The 15,127-nt window shown below is 70.8% G+C and carries 14 protein-coding genes; 9 read left to right on the forward strand and 5 right to left on the reverse strand.

All coding sequences use genetic code 11. The features are described 5' to 3' along the window. Positions 1-345: 345 nt before the first annotated feature. The gene (locus K3769_RS38865) at positions 346-1,800 is read right to left on the reverse strand and encodes an MFS transporter (RefSeq protein WP_372515124.1); all 1,455 of its coding nucleotides are present in this window, start codon (positions 1,798-1,800) and stop codon (positions 346-348) included. On the opposite strand from K3769_RS38865, the gene K3769_RS38870 reads away from it, so the two are divergent. Continuing rightward, complete coding sequence (locus K3769_RS38870) at positions 1,732-2,301, forward strand: TetR/AcrR family transcriptional regulator (RefSeq protein WP_267030912.1); 570 nt, start codon at positions 1,732-1,734, stop codon at positions 2,299-2,301. The two genes, K3769_RS38865 and K3769_RS38870, sit on opposite strands and share 69 nt — an antisense overlap. 293 nt (positions 2,302-2,594) lie before the next feature. After that, on the forward strand, positions 2,595-2,951 hold the full coding sequence (locus K3769_RS38875; RefSeq protein WP_308216452.1) for an ATP-binding protein: 357 nt from the start codon (positions 2,595-2,597) through the stop codon (positions 2,949-2,951). 31 nt (positions 2,952-2,982) lie between these two features. Here K3769_RS38875 and ppk2 read toward each other — a convergent pair whose 3' ends face one another. The 3 genes from ppk2 to K3769_RS38890 form a co-directional block, all read right to left on the reverse strand. Continuing rightward, the gene (gene ppk2 / locus K3769_RS38880) at positions 2,983-3,786 is read right to left on the reverse strand and encodes a polyphosphate kinase 2 (protein ID WP_267030913.1); all 804 of its coding nucleotides are present in this window, start codon (positions 3,784-3,786) and stop codon (positions 2,983-2,985) included. 114 nt (positions 3,787-3,900) lie between these two features. Then, positions 3,901-5,544 carry a peptidoglycan-binding protein gene (locus K3769_RS38885; protein ID WP_267030914.1) on the reverse strand — a complete coding sequence of 548 codons (1,644 nt, stop codon included), beginning with the start codon at positions 5,542-5,544 and terminating at the stop codon, positions 3,901-3,903. 240 nt (positions 5,545-5,784) lie between these two features. Continuing rightward, the gene (locus K3769_RS38890) at positions 5,785-6,231 is read right to left on the reverse strand and encodes a peptidoglycan-binding domain-containing protein (protein ID WP_267030915.1); all 447 of its coding nucleotides are present in this window, start codon (positions 6,229-6,231) and stop codon (positions 5,785-5,787) included. Positions 6,232-6,509: 278 nt separating this feature from the next. On the opposite strand from K3769_RS38890, the gene K3769_RS38895 reads away from it, so the two are divergent. The 3 genes from K3769_RS38895 (at position 6,510) to K3769_RS38910 (ending at position 9,990) form a co-directional block, all read left to right on the forward strand. After that, complete coding sequence (locus tag K3769_RS38895) at positions 6,510-7,301, forward strand: peptidoglycan-binding protein (RefSeq protein WP_267030916.1); 792 nt, start codon at positions 6,510-6,512, stop codon at positions 7,299-7,301. Next, the gene (locus K3769_RS38900) at positions 7,298-8,284 is read left to right on the forward strand and encodes a helix-turn-helix domain-containing protein (protein WP_267030917.1); all 987 of its coding nucleotides are present in this window, start codon (positions 7,298-7,300) and stop codon (positions 8,282-8,284) included. Before K3769_RS38895 ends, K3769_RS38900 begins: the two co-directional genes overlap by 4 nt. A 380-nt stretch (positions 8,285-8,664) precedes the next feature. Then, entirely contained in the window at positions 8,665-9,990 is a 1,326-nt protein-coding gene (locus K3769_RS38910; protein WP_267030918.1) for an APC family permease, read from the forward strand. A 135-nt stretch (positions 9,991-10,125) separates the two neighbouring features. Here the strand turns inward: K3769_RS38910 and K3769_RS38915 are convergent, their stop codons facing one another. Beyond that, the gene (locus K3769_RS38915) at positions 10,126-10,779 is read right to left on the reverse strand and encodes a type III effector protein (protein WP_267030919.1); all 654 of its coding nucleotides are present in this window, start codon (positions 10,777-10,779) and stop codon (positions 10,126-10,128) included. A 138-nt stretch (positions 10,780-10,917) separates the two neighbouring features. Here K3769_RS38915 and K3769_RS38920 point away from each other — a divergent pair, with 138 nt between their 5' ends. From K3769_RS38920 to K3769_RS38935, 4 genes are all read left to right on the forward strand, one after another. Further along, positions 10,918-11,352, forward strand: a complete 435-nt coding sequence (locus K3769_RS38920) for an Hsp20/alpha crystallin family protein (protein WP_267030920.1) — start codon at positions 10,918-10,920, stop codon at positions 11,350-11,352. A gap of 162 nt (positions 11,353-11,514) precedes the next feature. Continuing rightward, positions 11,515-11,949, forward strand: a complete 435-nt coding sequence (locus tag K3769_RS38925) for a DUF2267 domain-containing protein (RefSeq protein WP_267030921.1) — start codon at positions 11,515-11,517, stop codon at positions 11,947-11,949. Positions 11,950-12,118: 169 nt separating this feature from the next. Next, positions 12,119-12,994: a SigB/SigF/SigG family RNA polymerase sigma factor gene (locus tag K3769_RS38930; RefSeq protein WP_267030922.1), complete on the forward strand. Its 876-nt coding sequence runs from the start codon at positions 12,119-12,121 to the stop codon at positions 12,992-12,994. A 468-nt stretch (positions 12,995-13,462) separates the two neighbouring features. Further along, entirely contained in the window at positions 13,463-14,965 is a 1,503-nt protein-coding gene (locus tag K3769_RS38935; protein WP_267030923.1) for a family 43 glycosylhydrolase, read from the forward strand. Positions 14,966-15,127 lie beyond the last annotated feature (162 nt).

The following is a 15,127-nucleotide window of genomic DNA, read 5'->3' on the forward strand; positions in this document are numbered from 1 at the left end:
GTGCTGCGCACGGAGAAGAGCGCCGGCCCGAAAGGGCCGGCGCTCATGTCTGTGTGTGCCTCGGGCGCGGAAATCCGGCACGGAGGGCAAGCGGTGTGCAGGTCATCGCGTCGAGCCCCCCTCGCAGCGCAATCAACGGGATCCGGCTGGATGGAAGCGGACTAGATCACGCGTCTGACATCGTTGTCAAGACTTCTGACGCGGACTGTGGAGGTACGCGGAATCGCGGTCGTCCGCCACGGCTCTGCCCGTCACCCGCCACGGCCCTGCCCGTCGCGCGCCTCGAAGGGGCGACGGGTGGAGGGGCGGTGGAGGAAGGGGTGAGGGGCGGAGGGCGGACGCCGGTCAGGTCTGGGGGCAGGTGGCGCGTGCGGCGGTCTGGCGGGAGCGGAGCCACTGGGCGAGCAGTGCGAGGGCGGCGAGGAGGGCGACCGTGGCGGCGTAGGCGATGGACGTCTCATGGAGTCCCGTGTGGGTGGCGGCGATTCCGGCGACGACGGCGGGCACGCTGAAGGACAGGTAGGAGATCACGAAGGCCACGGAGAACAGCTCGCCGCGTTCCGAGGGTGCGGCCATCCGGGCCAGCGTGCCGAAACTGGCGAGGGACGAGGCGCCGAACCCGACCCCGGCGACCACGGTGCCGAGCGCCGCGGTGAGCAGCGAGTCCTCCTCGACACCGGTCAGGGCGACCACCGTGCCGGTGAGCAGGAGGGCGGCGCCGAGCGCGAGGGTGCGGGCGACGGGCCAGGCGCGCAGCGCGATCGCGGTCAGACAGGCCGGTACGGTCAGCAGGGTGACCACGAGGCCGCCGACGACGTGACTGGAGAGGCCGAACAGGCCCACGACGACCGACGGTCCGAGCGAGAGGTACAGGCCGCCCAGCGCCCAGCTCGCGACGAGGATCGGCACCAGGCGCAGCAGGTCCGCCCGCAGGTGGGGCGCCACTTTGAGGCGGGGCTGGAGGGAGCGGGCGGCGCCGGGCCGGCGCAGCGACGTCTCGGGCAGTGCCGCGACCACGGCCGCGGCGAGGACGAGGCCACCCAGCAGCAGTACGTACACGAGGCGGGTGGGGTGGGGGCCGTACTCGACGAGGAAGCCGCAGCCCAGGGCGCCGAGCCCCAGCCCGAAGGTGGGTGCCGCGCCGGTGACGACGCCGGCGCGGTGCGGCGCGTGGGTGGGGTTGAGGTCGGCCAGGGCCGCGCCGAGGGCGGTCATCGCGGCCCCGGTGGCGACGCCCTGGACCAGGCGCGCGGTCAGCAGCAGGGACACGCTGTCCGCGACGAGGAAGAGTCCCATCGACGCGGCCTCCAGCGCGATCGCGGAGAGCAGTACCGGGCGGCGGCCGAGATGGTCGGACAGGGAGCCGAGCACCAGCAGGGCCGCGATCATCCCGAGCACATAGACGGCGAACACCGTGGTGAGGGTGGTCGCGGAGAAGTCCCAGTGCTGCTGGTAGACGACGTAGAGGGGGGACGGGGCGCTGGACGCGGCCATGAAGAGCACGAAGACGACGGCGATGGCGGCGAAAGCGGTCGGCCGGGTGAGCTCGCCGCGGCGGCGTCGACCGGGCGGGTTGGTATCGGAAGGAGGCGCTATCTGGTTCTTCCTGTCGCTGTTCCTGTCGCTGTCGCTGTCGGATAGGGCGGAGACGGACATGACTCTCTCCAAACGCAGTGATCGATGCGTTAAGGACGCTACCACTAACGCAACGATCAGTGCGATAATTTCCCCATGGATGACGCTCAAGCTCAGGTACGCCCCGGCGGTCGCTCCGCGAAGGTCCGCGCGGCCGTTCACCACGCCGTCGCACAGCTCCTCGCGGAGGAACCCGCGGAGGCCCTGACGATTCCCGCCGTCGCCGCCCGCGCGGGCGTGCACCCGACCACGGTGTACCGGCGCTGGGGCTCGGCAGCTCAGCTCCTGAGCGATGTGGCCACCAGCCGGTTCAGCGGCGACGTCGTCGTGCCCGACACCGGCACCCTCGCCGGTGACCTGGAGCGCTGGCTGGGGGACGTGGCGACCGACCTCGCGGACCCCGACACCCTCGCGCTCATGCGCGCCGCCATCGGCTCCGGGCCGGAAGGCGGCTGCGCCTGCATCGGGGACCGGCATGAGCAGCTGAGCGCCATCATCGAGCGCGAGCGGTCCCGCGGCGGCCGTGCCCCCGCTGTGGAGAGCGCCGTGGACTTCCTGCTGGGACCGCTGTACTACCGCGCCATCTTCAGCGCCCAGCCGGCCTCCAGCGACTGGGCACGTGAACTGGTGTCCACGTTCCTCTCGGCGTCGAGGGCCCTGGCCTGAGCCCGCGCCGACGTCCACGTCGGCTACGGCAGCCGGCTCGTGGCCCCCATGGCACGGGCCACCCGCCGCCTGGTCGGTGTCCCGGTCCGCAATCGGTGCCGGTTTTACCGTTGAAGTGGTGTTTCCGGGGTAAGCGACATCCGGTAAGAGCGCTTCGGCAGTGAGGCGGAATGATGAAATTGGCTGGGCAGACAGAAGGCCGGCAGCAATGGACGGATACTTCCGCGGCGGTGACCGCTGTGGTGGAAGGCACTGCGGGGATCGGTGATGCCCGTGACGCGGCCTGCGGATTCATGGAATCCTTGCGGGTCGATCATGGGATCGAAGTGTCCTCGCGGGCAGTCGGAATGGTTCAGCTGGTGGTGTCCGAGCTGGTGACCAATGCCCGCAAACACGCCCCGGGTCCCTGTGTGATGACCTTGGAGGCCGACGGCGAGGCCGTCACGGTGACGGTGTGGGACAGCGGCACCGCGTTGCCGCGGATCCTGCCGCCGAACCCGGCCCGGGTCGGTCAGCACGGTCTGGAGATCGTCATGGCGGTGTCCCGGAGCTTCGAGATCCATCGGGAGCCGGTCGGCAAACGCATCCGGGCCTCGGTGGTCCTCGCCGACGACCCGGGCGGTGACGCGGCAGGCCGTCAGCCGATGTGAGCACGGCCACGGGGCGGTGCCGTCCGTCCGGTCACAGGCTCGCCGCGTGATCGGGGACGTACGTCTGCAGATCACGCGGCGGGCGCTCGTAGCCGGTCGACGGCGGGCGTTTCGGCAGCTCCAGCACCGGTGGCGGGACGTCGTGGTAGGGCAGCGAACCCAGCAGATGGGCGATCATGTTGAGGCGGGCCCGCCGTTTGTCGTCGCTCTCGACGATGAACCAGGGCGCCTCGGTGATGTCCGTATGGACCAGCATCTCGTCCTTGGCCCGTGAGTACGCCTCCCAGTGGGTGATCGACTCCAGGTCCATCGGCGAGAGCTTCCAGCGCCGTACCGGATCGTCGAGGCGGCGCCGGAACCGGTCCTCCTGTACGGCGTCGCTCACCGAGAACCAGTACTTGCGCAGCACGATCCCCTCCTCCACCAGCATCCGCTCGAAGATCGGGCACTGGCGCAGGAAGAGCTGGTACTCCTGCTTCGTGCAGAAGCCCATCACGTGCTCGACACCGGCCCGGTTGTACCAGCTGCGGTCGAACAGCACGATCTCGCCGGCCGCCGGAAGGTGTTCGGTGTAGCGCTGGAAGTACCACTGGGTGCGCTGCCGCTCGGTCGGCTTGGGCAGGGCCACGATCCGGGCGACCCGCGGATTGAGGTGCTCGGCGACACGCTTGATGGTGCCGCCCTTGCCGGCCGCGTCGCGTCCCTCGAAGACGACCACGAGCCGGGCGCCCTCCGCCCGGACCCATTCCTGGAGTTTCACCAACTCGGTCTGCAGGCGCAACAGTTCACGCTCGTACGGTTTACGCGGCAGAGTTGCCGCCTTCTTGTCGGCCATGCCGCCTCCACCGCTCGCGGACCCGGCGGGATCACCCCGCCCCGGGTCGGACACCAGGACAGCACCGTACTGACCGGCGAAGGACCGCGCACCCTGGTCTTCATCCGCGGCCCCTCAGCGGACGCGGATGAAGACCACGTCGTAGCCGCTGTTCGTGGCACGGGACCTGACGTAGACGCCGTCGTTGTCGCCGTTGGGGTTGCCCGTGTTGCCCTCGACGGTGGTGAAGGACGATCCGGACACCGTGCGCACGATCCCTATGTGCTCGTTGCCCCCGGTGAAGTCGCTTCCGCCGTCCCAGTCGAAGGCCACGATGTCGCCCGGCTGCGGGCTGGTCGTCACCGACAGGTGGTAGTTGCCGGCCCGCGCCTGCTTGACCCAGCCCGAGACATAGGAGTTGCGGTAGGAGCTGGCCCCGGTCTGCTTGGCCACCCAGCTCACGAACGTCGCGCACCAGGCGTAGTTGCTGGTGGAGAGGGAGAGACCGACCGACGAGCCGTAGCTGTTCGCGCGGGCGCTGCCCTCGACCGTGCCCACCTCGGCTTCCGCCACGTCGAGGATCCTGGCGTAGCCGCCACCGGGCGTAGGCGACGACGGCGGGGTGACCGCGCCGTACAGCGCGGCCTTGGTGTTGGGTCCCACGTGGCCGTCGACCGACAGCCCCTTCTCGGCCTGGAAGTCCCTGACGGCGCTGTCGGTGAGCGCGCCGAAGTCACCGTCGACGGCGAGATCGGCACCGTGGTGGTTGAGCAGGCTCTGCAACTCGGTGACACAGCCGCTGCGTTGCCCCTGCACGATCTCGTTCGGGCAGGAGGCGGAGTTCAGGTTGACCGGCGCGGGCGCGCCGTTGCCGCCGCCACCGCCGATGTTCGCGTACAGGGCGGCCTTGGTGGTCGGGCCGACCGCTCCGTCGGCGGTCAGGCCGCTCGCGGACTGGAAGGCCTTCACGGCCGCCAGGGTGCGGGGACCGAAACTTGCGTCGACGTCGAGGCTCTGGCCCTTGCCGTTCAGCAGGGACTGCAGCGTGGCGACGCAACCGCCGCTCTGCCCCTCCACGATGTTCTCCGGGCAGGACGACGACCTCAGGTCCAGGCTCGTCGACGGTGACTCGTCGGTGTCGTACAGCGCCCGCTTGGTGGCCTGACCGACCTGGCCGTCGGCCGTGAGACCGCGGGAGGACTGGAAGGCGCGGACGGCGCTCGCCGTCCCGGCCCCGAAGTCGCCGTCCACGTCGACGGCGTAGCCCTGGTGGCGCAGCAGCCGCTGCAGCTCGGTGACGCAGCCGCCCTTGGCACCCTGGACGATGTTCGCGGGGCAGGCGGACGAGTTCAGGTTGACGGGGGCGGGCGCCGAGCCTCCGGTCGCGTACAGCTTGCTCTTGGTCGCGGGGCCCACCCGCCCGTCCACGGCGATGGCGGTGGCGGCCTGGTACTCACGGACCGCGTAGAGCGTGCCCGCGCCGAACTGGCCGTCCACCGCCAGCCCGGCGCCGTGCGCGTTGAGCAGGTTCTGCAACTCCGTGACGCAACCGTTCGTCTGGCCCTGCACGATCTCGGCGGGGCAGGACGCGGAGGTCAGCCTGATGGGGGCCGGGGCCGCCGCGGCGGGCTGGGCGCCGATCACGATACCGGCCGAGACCATGGCCGCGGTGGCGGCGAAGGTCCCGACGCGTGTCCGCCACCCTGTCCCGGTGCGGTGCGCGTCCCGACCGTGTGGACCTTCGGCTTCGCTGCGAACGAGGAATGCGAGTCTTGCCATGGCGGGAGGTTCTCCTTCGGCGGGGGAGGGGTTCGGCGGCTGGAGGGGCGAGAACACGCAACCCGGCCCGTCCTCGCGGTTGCAGGACGGGCCGGGGCGGGTCGTCACTCATGGGTCAGACAGGCCGGACAGGCCAGACGGGCCAGACAGGCCGGGATGGACCGGATGGACCAGACAGGCCAGGCCGTTCAGGGAGGTGAGGCCGGTGAGGCCGTCGGACCTGGGGGAGCGGTCGGGCTCTCAGGCGGCGAAGCGCTTGAACGCCGCCCGGGTGCCCGAACCGGCGACGCCGTCGATGTCGCCCGTGTAGCCGTAGCTGTCCTTCAGCAGACGCTGCAACGCCTTGATGGTGTTGGTGCCGGGGTCCCCGTCGATCTCGCCGGTGTAGCCCCAGTACTTCGCGAGGCAGCGCTGGAAGGCCTTCCAGCTGTTGGTGCCCAGCTGACCGTCGATGGAGCCCGTGTAGCCCCAGTAGTCCGCGAGGAAGTTCTGGACGTTCTTGGCCTCGGCCGTGGTCAGACCGAAGTTCTGCGTCGCGGTCACGGCGGCGGGCTGTGCGACCGCCGCCGTCCGCGCGGTGGTCGCGGTCGCCGCGAAGCTGGTGCCCGCGGTCGCCACACTGCCGGCGGCGAGGCCGACAACGGTGACGAGTCCGGCGATGGTCGTGCCCAGAGCGTTCGCTCGCATGCTTTCCTCTTTCGGTCGTGGAATCCGCCCCTGTCCGGCCTGCCGGGATCGCCTGCCGGGATGAGGTGACGAGGTCAAAGGTGCAGGGCGTCAGGGCCCCTGGCCACGGCTGCGGAGCAGGTGACGGTTGCTCGGGACGACCACCCTGCTGACCTGCGAGGACAGGGCCTCGCGGGACGGTTGTGCGGGACACCTGTGACAGATGTGACGGGCTCATGCAGAATGCGGAGCAGCGGAGGGGGGTCCCTGCTCACACTCATGACCGTATGGGGGAAGACATGGCGCGCTACAAGGCGCTGTCCGCCGAACTCGATCCTTGCGCCCGGCAGTTGGCGGAACGGTTACGCGGACTGAAGGATCACGGTGAACTGACGACGCGACACCTCGCGGCGAAGACCGGCTACAGCGCCAAGTCGTGGGAGCGGTATCTGGGAGGTACCTCGCTGCCGCCCCGGGAGGCGGTGGAGGCACTGGCCCGCATCACCGGCGCGGACCCCGTCCCCCTGATCGCGCTGCACGAGATCGCCGCGGACACCTGGGACAGCCGCCGCGCCAGGAACCCCGCGGAGCCGCTCACGCCGATCGGGCCCGCCGCACCACCTACCGCCGTACTACCTGCCGCCGTACCCCCGACCCCCGCACCGGCCCCAGGCCGCTTCCCGCACATCGCCCTCGCGGCAGGCGTCGTAGCCCTGAGCGTGGCCCTCCTGGCGGCCCTGCTGCTCCTGCTGCGCCTCGACGAGGACGCCACCCACGCGGCTGTCGCCGCCCCGCCCGCCACCACCGCGACCTCGCCGCCGCCCTCCTACACATGCCGCATCTCGCGCGTCGACGGCCGCTGGTCGGCCGGCCTCAACAAGGGCCGCAACGACGAGATCGTCTACGGGGCCACGGGCGCCGATGTCGCCGAGGCGCAGTGTCTCCTGCGCCGGGCGGGCATCTCGCCGGGCGGGATCGACGGCATGTTCGGCCCCCTGACGCTACGGGCCGTCAAAGCGTTCCAGCAGCGTTCGGGCCTGGTCGTCGACGGCATGCTGGGCCCGCGCTCCTGGAAGGCGCTGCGCGGATGACACGGGCCGCACCGTCCCCGGCGGGCGACCGACTGGCCGTCGTACTGAGGCAGTTGAAGGAGCGCACCGGCCTGAGCCTGGCACAGCTCGCGAACGTGACCACCTTCAGCAAGTCGTCCTGGGAGCGCTACCTCAACGGCAAGAGTCTGCCGCCCCGCAGCGCGGTCACGGAACTGTGCCGGCTCGCCGGCGAGCCGGCCGACCACCCGCTGGCGCTCCTGGACATCGCCCGAACGCACCGAACCCAGGTGACACACGGGACGTACGGGACACACGGGGCGCAGGGTACGCAGAGCACGCGCGTGACGCCACAGCCGGAAGCCGGCGCGCCCGCACGGGGGACACCCGCCCGACAGTCCACCGGCGTGCGGACGGCCACACCGCCCCCGGCCCAGACCGCCGTCGCCCTCTCCGACAACGGCGGAAACGAGACGGCACCGGACTCCACCCGCCCGGCCGGCCACCGGTCCGTCACCGTCCTCACCGCCCTGATGTCGGTCTGCGCCGTGACCATAGGAACGCTCGTACTCGTCAACCTTCCTTCCTCGCACCGCAAGCAGGCAGCACCGTCCCCGACGCCGTCCCCCGCCACCGGGGCGCTCTGCCGGCACGACTCCTGTCGGGACAAGGACCCGATCGCGATGAAGTGCGGCGCCGAGCCGACGACCCTCGCCGAGCACGAGACCGCCACGGGGGCCTGGCTCCAGATCCGCTACAGCCCGGAGTGCGGGGCGAGTTGGGCCCGTATGTGGGGCGCGGCCGTGGACGACCGCATCGAGTTGCGCACCGGAGGCCGGGACGGTTCCCTCCACCGCGCGCGGGTCACCAGCCGCGACGAGGCGGACACGTACGTCCACACGCTCATGAGTGTGGTCGGCCCCGGGACGACGGTCCGGGCCTGCTTCACCCCCGCCGCGGGCGGCCCGAGAGAATGCGTCAGGACGAGCCCGGACCGGACCGCCGACCCCCTCCCCGACGGCTGACGCGACCGGCCCTGTCGCGCCCGCCGCCCGCGCACGCCCGGGCGGGATTCTTCCTGGGGCTGGGCGCCTTCCAACCGTTCGACGGCGTCGTGGACCACAAGCTGCTGCGCCGGCACCAGATCGGGCCCACCGCCTGCGCCGAGAGCCGAAGACCCTGGCTGGTAGCTGGTAGCTGGTAGCTGGTAGCTGGTAGCTGGTAGCTGGTAGCCGCGGAGCCGGGGACGGTCGGGAACACTGTTCGTGCGGCGGTGTCCTGCGGTGGATTCACGCCACCGCGGGCCGGGTCCGGCAGCCGCCGGTCGAGCTCACGGCCGCGGCCCGCTCCACGAGCCATCCATTCGCCATGTCGTAAACCCGCCGCACCGGGTACACGGCGCTTCGTGCACACTCCCCAAGCCGCGCCCCGGACCTCGGAAGCTCCCACGGCGCTCAAGAAGGCCCTGACCACCCCGCTGCTCTACTTCTTCATCCTCGGTGACGTTCTCGGCGCCGGCGTATACGTCCTGGTCGGACAGGTCGCGGCCGATGCCGGTGGCGCCGTGTGGGCCCCGCTCCTGGTGGCCCTGTGCCTGGCGCTGCTGACGGCCGCCTCGTACGCCGAACTGGTCACCAAGTATCCGCGCGCGGGCGGAGCCTCCCATTACGCCACCCTGGCCTACGGGCCCTTCGCCGGATTCCTCGCCGGTTTCTGCATGCTCGCCGCAGGCGTCGTGTCGGTGGGCGCCCTGGCCCGCGGGTTCGGCGGCGACTACCTGTCCGAGTTCGTCTCGCTTCCGGTGGTGCTCGTCACGATCGTCTTCCTGGCCGCGCTGGCGCTGCTGAACGCCCGGGGCATCAGCGAGTCGACGAGGGCCAACGCCGTCGCGACGGTCATCGAGGTCGGCGGACTCCTGCTGGTGATCGGGCTCGGTGCCTGGATCGTGCTCCGCGGCGACGGAGACGTGGGACGGCTCACCGACCTCGGCACCCCGAGCAAGGGGCCCGCCGCCGCCGTGCTCAGCGGGGCGGTACTCGCCTACTACTCGTTCGTCGGATTCGAGACGTCCGTCAACGTGGCCGAGGAGACCCGTGATCCCCGGCGCGCCTACCCCAGGGCGCTCTTCGGCGCGCTGGTCACCGCGGGGGCGGTGTACGTCCTGGTGGGAGCCGCCGCGGCGGCGGCCGTGCCGACGGGGAAGCTGGCCGAGTCCAGCGGACCGCTCCTCGAAGTCGTCCGTGCGGCCGGCGGGGTCCCCACCAAGGTCTTCAGCGCCATCGCCCTGGTCGCTGTAGCCAACGGCGCGCTGCTCACCGGCATCATGTCGTCGCGGCTGGCCTACGGCATGGCCAGGGACGGCCTGCTGCCGAACTTCCTGACGAAGGTGCTGCCCGGCCGGCGTACGCCGTGGGCCGCGATCGCCGCCACCACGGCCCTGTCGCTGCTCCTCGCGCTGACCGGCGATGTGGGCACCCTCGCCTCCACGCTGGTCCTGCTCCTCCTCGTGGTGTTCTTCCTCGTCAACACCTCCGTGCTCGTGCTGCGCCGCGAGGTCACCGACCACGATCACTTCCGGGCCCCGTCCGTGGTGCCGGTCCTGGGGGCGGCATCCTGCGTCCTGCTGGCGACCCAGATCGAACGCGAGGTCTGGCTGAAGGGACTGGCCGTCCTCGCGGTGGGGGTGGTGCTGGGTCTGGTCGCCGCGGTGCGGTTGCGGCGAGCCCGCTGAACCGGGCCCGGCCCGCGAAGGACGGCCGGACGGCCGGACGGCGCCGGGCGGGCCGGGGAGGGGCCCCGAACCCCGGGATGTCGCAAGGCGGCCCCAGCCGTTTCCGTTCGGATCGCCGCCTTCTGCCTTCTGCCTTCAGGAGGCGGGGCCGCCCCGGGCCTGGCGGAGCCGGTCGGTGTTGTCACTGATGGAGTCGATGCGCGCCGCGAGCTCGGGGTGAGCGGCTTCGAGATGGGCGCGCGCGTCGGTCAGCGGGCCGAGGAGACGGGCGGCGTCGTCGGCGGCGAGGGCGTCGGCGAGCCGGGCCAGCGGGGTGCGCGCCTGCGCGGGCAGGTCGGTGAGAGCCGTGATCTGCCCGGCGAGTTGCCGCAGCTCGGCGGCGTTGGTCCGGGCCCAGGCGGAGACGGTGCGGCCGGCGGCGCGGAGGTCCCGGGTCGCCTGTACGCGTTGTTCGCCGGTGCTGCCGGACGTCCCGGGGCGTACGCGCAGGTAGCGGCGCTCGGCGGCCTGGCGGCTGGCGACACCCAGCGGCTGGGCGAGCTCCGCCCAGCTGGAGCCCGCCGCCCGGGCCGCCTCGATCAGTCCCGGCTCCCATCCGGCGAGCTGTTCGCGCAGTTCACGCAGGAGCACGAGGGCCGCCAGGGCCTGGTCGGCGGAGGCCTGCCCGTCCTTCGTGGACGGTTCCGGCCGCGCGGTCCGGGCGGTACGGACGGCTTCGCCGATCGCGTCGAGCGCCGCTTTGGCGGTGAGGAGCGAAGCGGGGTCATGAGGGTCGGAGGCAGGGGGCATGGAGATCCTCTCGGGCGTCGTGCGCGACTGTCATCCTTTGGATGACATCGAAGTTGTCATCGTTTCGATGACATGCTACAACGGAGTCAGTTGAAGCGCATTGGCAGTGACTGCCAGACCTGTGGAGGTGTTTTCGCGATGTTGATGCGCACTGACCCGTTCCGCGAACTGGACCGGCTCGCCCAGCAGCTGACGGGTGTCACGGGCACCTCGTCCAGGCCCTCGGTCCTGCCGATGGACGCCTACCGGCACGGCGAGGAGTACGTGATCGCACTCGACCTGCCCGGTGTGGACAAGGACGCGGTCGATATCGATGTCGAGCGGAACATGCTGACCGTCAAGGCGGAGCGCCGCCCGGCCGCGGACGCGGACCAGGTGCAGATGGAGCTCTCCGAGCGGCCCGTAGGTGTCTTCTCACGCCAGCTGGTGCTGGCCGACACCCTGGACACCGAGCGCATCAGGGCCGACTACGAGGCGGGGGTGCTGACCCTGCGCATCCCGATCGCCGAGCGCGCCAAGCCCCGCAAGGTCTCGATCGGCGGGGGATCCGAGCAGCAGCAGATCCGGGCCTGAGGACTCATCTCCGCGGCAGGGCCGCACGCGGAGGACGGGATCGGGCCCCCGCTCCGATCCCGTCCCGCGCGCGGCGCCACACGAACGGGCCGGCCGATGCCCACCGGGCCGGCCCCTCCCACCGGCACCACGCCCGAAGGGCGAGAAAGGCAACACACTCCGATGATTTCGCTGCGTGAACCGGCTTCGGCCCGACCCGGCACGACGTTTCACCGGATGCTGGAGAGGATCCGGTACGAGGGGGCGTACTCCACCAGGGAGCGCGCCGAGGAAGTGACGTACGCCGTCCTGGCGGCGCTGGGACGTCAGCTCACCGGCGAGGAGCGGACGGAACTCGCCGCCTGCCTGCCGGACGAGGCCGCCCTCGTCCTCACTGGCCGGCGCCCCGACCCCGAGCCGCTCACCGGCTGGGGATTCGTCAAGGACCTCGCCTCCCGCACGGGCGGCACACCCGCCACCGCGCGCTGGGACGCCGGAGCCGTCCTCGCCGCCGTCGCCGACCTCGCGGGCCCTGCCCTCCTCGACCGCGTCCTCGCCCAACTGCCGTCGGGGTACGCGCTGCTGTTCGGGCGCGCGGAACTCATCCAGGCCGCCTGACCTTCGGGCCGGCCCCGGGCGCGGACAGTTCCGGCGGCGGCCCGGGGCGCGATCCCGGACCCCGACCGGGACTCGGCCGAAATCCGTGGGCGTACGAATCCGCTACCCGGGTACGCGCGGGCAGGATCAACAACGGCAGCCATGTTTGAGGCACAAGGAGCGAGACCCCATGACCATCGTGACGGCGCAGGAGCAGACCGGGGCCGGTGTCCGGGCCACCGGGGTGGCGCAGGACCTCGTCGAGCGCGCGTACGCGGACCCTTCCTCCATCACGCCCCGGGACGCGCGGGAGGTCGGCAAGCGGTTCTTCGACCGTCTCGCGCAGTTCGAGGAGGGCACGCACGAGTACCAGTACGTGCGCAACTGCCTGATAGAGATGAACCTCTCCCTCGTGCAGTACGCGGCCTCCCGGTTCAAGCACCGGGGCCCGCAGGAGATGGACGACATCGTCCAGGTCGGGACCATCGGCCTGATCAAGGCGATCGACCGGTTCGAACTGTCCCGCGAGGTCGAGTTCACGTCCTTCGCCGTCCCCTACATCACCGGCGAGATCAAGCGGTTCTTCCGCGACACGAGCTGGGCCGTGCACGTTCCGCGCCGCCTCCAGGAGGCACGGCTGGAACTGTCCAAGGCCACCGAGGAGTTGCGCACCCGTCTGGGACGCTCTCCCTCGACGGCGGAGCTCGCGGAGCTGATGCAGCTGGAGGTCTCCGAGGTGGTCCAGGCGCAGATGGCGTCCAACGGCTACAACGCCGCCTCGCTGGACGCCGCCGTGATGAACCAGGACGAGGAGTCCGACACCGCGCTCGCCGACTTCATCGGCTTCGAGGAGAACTCCTACGACGTCATCGACAACTTCCACTCCCTGGCGCCGCTGGTCGCCGAACTCGACGAGCGTGACCGCAGGATCATCCACCTCCGCTTCGTCGACGAACTCACCCAGCAGCAGATCGCCGACCAGCTGGGCTACTCGCAGATGCACGTGTCGCGGCTGATCACCCGCGTCCTCGGCAAGCTCCGCGCGGGCCTGCTGGCCGCCGAATAGCCCCTGTCGCCTGTCACGAAGAGTCGGCGCCGTGCCGTGCAGGCCGGCGCCGACCGGTGTGCGTCCGGTTCCCGCATCTCCGCGCGACGGACGGGCAGAACCGGGCGCATGTCAGCGACGGCGCAGCATCATGACGACGGCGATGATGATGACAATGACGACGATGGTGCCCAGACCGATGTACATGGGTCTCTCTTTCCGTCGGAAACGCGGCACCCCTTGGTGTCACAGAGGCCGAGTGCCCGCCCCGGGGCCGTTCATCCCGGCCCGGTGACCGAGCCGGCAACGACCCGCTCGACCGGGCGAAGCACCCGTGAACCGGTGGGTGACGATCCGTGCGCGAAGGGTTTACAGCCCCCTTGCAACGATGTAAACACCAACGTGCAGCAACCCCACGCGCGATTCCCGTCACGGAGCTCTCGACAACGTTGTCTGCTCTCGCCGGCCTCACCCCCCACGGAGGTTCTCGTGACTGTCCGATCGACCGGGTTCGTCGCCAAGTCCTTGGCCACCCTGCTGGTCGGCGGCCTCGTGGCGATGTTCTCGCCGACGACCGCCGTCGCCGCACCCGACTACTCGACCGCCGAGGCGGGCAACCCCTTCGTCGACGGCTGGTACGCGGACCCCGACACCGCGGTCTACGACGGCAGGTTCTGGGTCTACCCCACGGCATCCAAGCCCTACGCCGAGCAGACCTACCTCGACGCGTTCTCCTCCACCGACCTGGTCCACTGGACCAAGCACAGCAACGTCCTCAAGACGGCGGACGTCACCTGGGCCGAGTACGCGGTGTGGGCCCCCGCGCCGGTCGAACGGAACGGCAAGTACTACCTGTACTTCGCCGCCAACGACATCCAGAACGACTCGGAACTCGGCGGCATCGGCGTGGCCGTCGCCGACCGCCCCGAAGGCCCCTACAAGGACGCGCTCGGCAAGCCGCTGATCTCGCAGTTCCACAACGGGGCCCAGCCCATCGACCAGGACGTCTTCATCGACGACGACGGTCAGGCGTACATGTACTACGGCGGCTGGCACCACTCCAACGTCGTCAAGCTCAACCCGGACATGACCAGCCTGGGCACCTTCGACGACGGCTCCACCTACAAGGAGATCACCCCCGAGAACTTCACCGAGGGCTCCTACATGTTCAAGCGCGATGGCACGTACTACTTCATGTGGTCGGAGGGCGGCTGGACCGGCCCCGACTACTCGGTGTCGTACGCGATGTCCGACTCACCCACCGGCCCCTTCAAGAAGATCGACAAGGTCCTCGCCCAGGATCCGGCGGTCGCCAAGGGATCCGGCCACAACTCCGTCGTCAACGTGCCCGGCACCGACATCTGGTACATCGTCTACCACCGCCGCCCGCTCAGCGAGAGCGACGGCAACCACCGTCAACTGGCCTACGACCGCCTCCACTTCAACTCCGACGGCACCATCCGCCGTATCGCGATGCAGGTGAAGGACAACTTCGCCGACGGCAACGCGCTGGGCTGGAAGACGTACGGCGGGACCTGGTCCGTGAGCGGCGGACAGTACCGGGTGGGCCGGAACCTGGGCGGCAAGGCGCTGCTCGACACGAACTTCGCCGACTTCACCTACGACGCCGACGTCACCGTCACCTCGGGCGGCGGGGACGCGGGCCTGACCTTCAGGGTGAGCGGGCCGTCGGTCGGCTGGGACAGCTACTCGGGCTACTACGCCGGCATCAGCCCGAGCGGCAAGGTGGTCCTCGGCCGGGCGAACGGTTCCTGGACCGAGCTGGCCAGTGCCCGCACGGCCATCGGCTCCGGTTCGGCCCACCGGATGCGGGTGACCGCCGTCGGCTCGTCGATCAAGGTGTTCGTCGACGACATGACGACGCCCAAGATCTCCGTCAGCGACGGCACCTACCGCAGCGGCGCGAACGGCGTCCGGGTCTTCGACACCGAGGCCGCCTTCGACAATGTTGCCGTCGCGCCCGCGGGGTGACGAACCGGCGCTCCCGCCTCCGCCGCGGAGCCGAACGCGCCCCGCCGCGGAGCCGAACGCGCCCCGCGGCGAAGGCGGACACGGGCGGAGGCCGGAGCCGGAGCCTGACGCGTCACGGTCACGCGGTATGTCTCGCAGAGCCTGTGTCATATCCCCGGCCGG

It is taken from the genome of Streptomyces ortus (assembly GCF_026341275.1).
Classification (GTDB): domain Bacteria; phylum Actinomycetota; class Actinomycetes; order Streptomycetales; family Streptomycetaceae; genus Streptomyces; species Streptomyces ortus.

Coding starts and splice junctions, on each gene's coding strand:
- K3769_RS38870 (WP_267030912.1), top strand. CDS start 1,732: ATGGATGACGCTCAAGCTCAGGTACGCCCCGGCGGTCGCTCCGCGAAG.
- K3769_RS38875 (WP_308216452.1), top strand. CDS start 2,595: ATGGAATCCTTGCGGGTCGATCATGGGATCGAAGTGTCCTCGCGGGCA.
- ppk2 (WP_267030913.1), bottom strand. CDS start 3,786: ATGGCCGACAAGAAGGCGGCAACTCTGCCGCGTAAACCGTACGAGCGT.
- K3769_RS38885 (WP_267030914.1), bottom strand. CDS start 5,544: ATGGCAAGACTCGCATTCCTCGTTCGCAGCGAAGCCGAAGGTCCACAC.
- K3769_RS38890 (WP_267030915.1), bottom strand. CDS start 6,231: ATGCGAGCGAACGCTCTGGGCACGACCATCGCCGGACTCGTCACCGTT.
- K3769_RS38895 (WP_267030916.1), top strand. CDS start 6,510: ATGGCGCGCTACAAGGCGCTGTCCGCCGAACTCGATCCTTGCGCCCGG.
- K3769_RS38900 (WP_267030917.1), top strand. CDS start 7,298: ATGACACGGGCCGCACCGTCCCCGGCGGGCGACCGACTGGCCGTCGTA.
- K3769_RS38915 (WP_267030919.1), bottom strand. CDS start 10,779: ATGCCCCCTGCCTCCGACCCTCATGACCCCGCTTCGCTCCTCACCGCC.
- K3769_RS38920 (WP_267030920.1), top strand. CDS start 10,918: ATGTTGATGCGCACTGACCCGTTCCGCGAACTGGACCGGCTCGCCCAG.
- K3769_RS38925 (WP_267030921.1), top strand. CDS start 11,515: ATGATTTCGCTGCGTGAACCGGCTTCGGCCCGACCCGGCACGACGTTT.
- K3769_RS38930 (WP_267030922.1), top strand. CDS start 12,119: ATGACCATCGTGACGGCGCAGGAGCAGACCGGGGCCGGTGTCCGGGCC.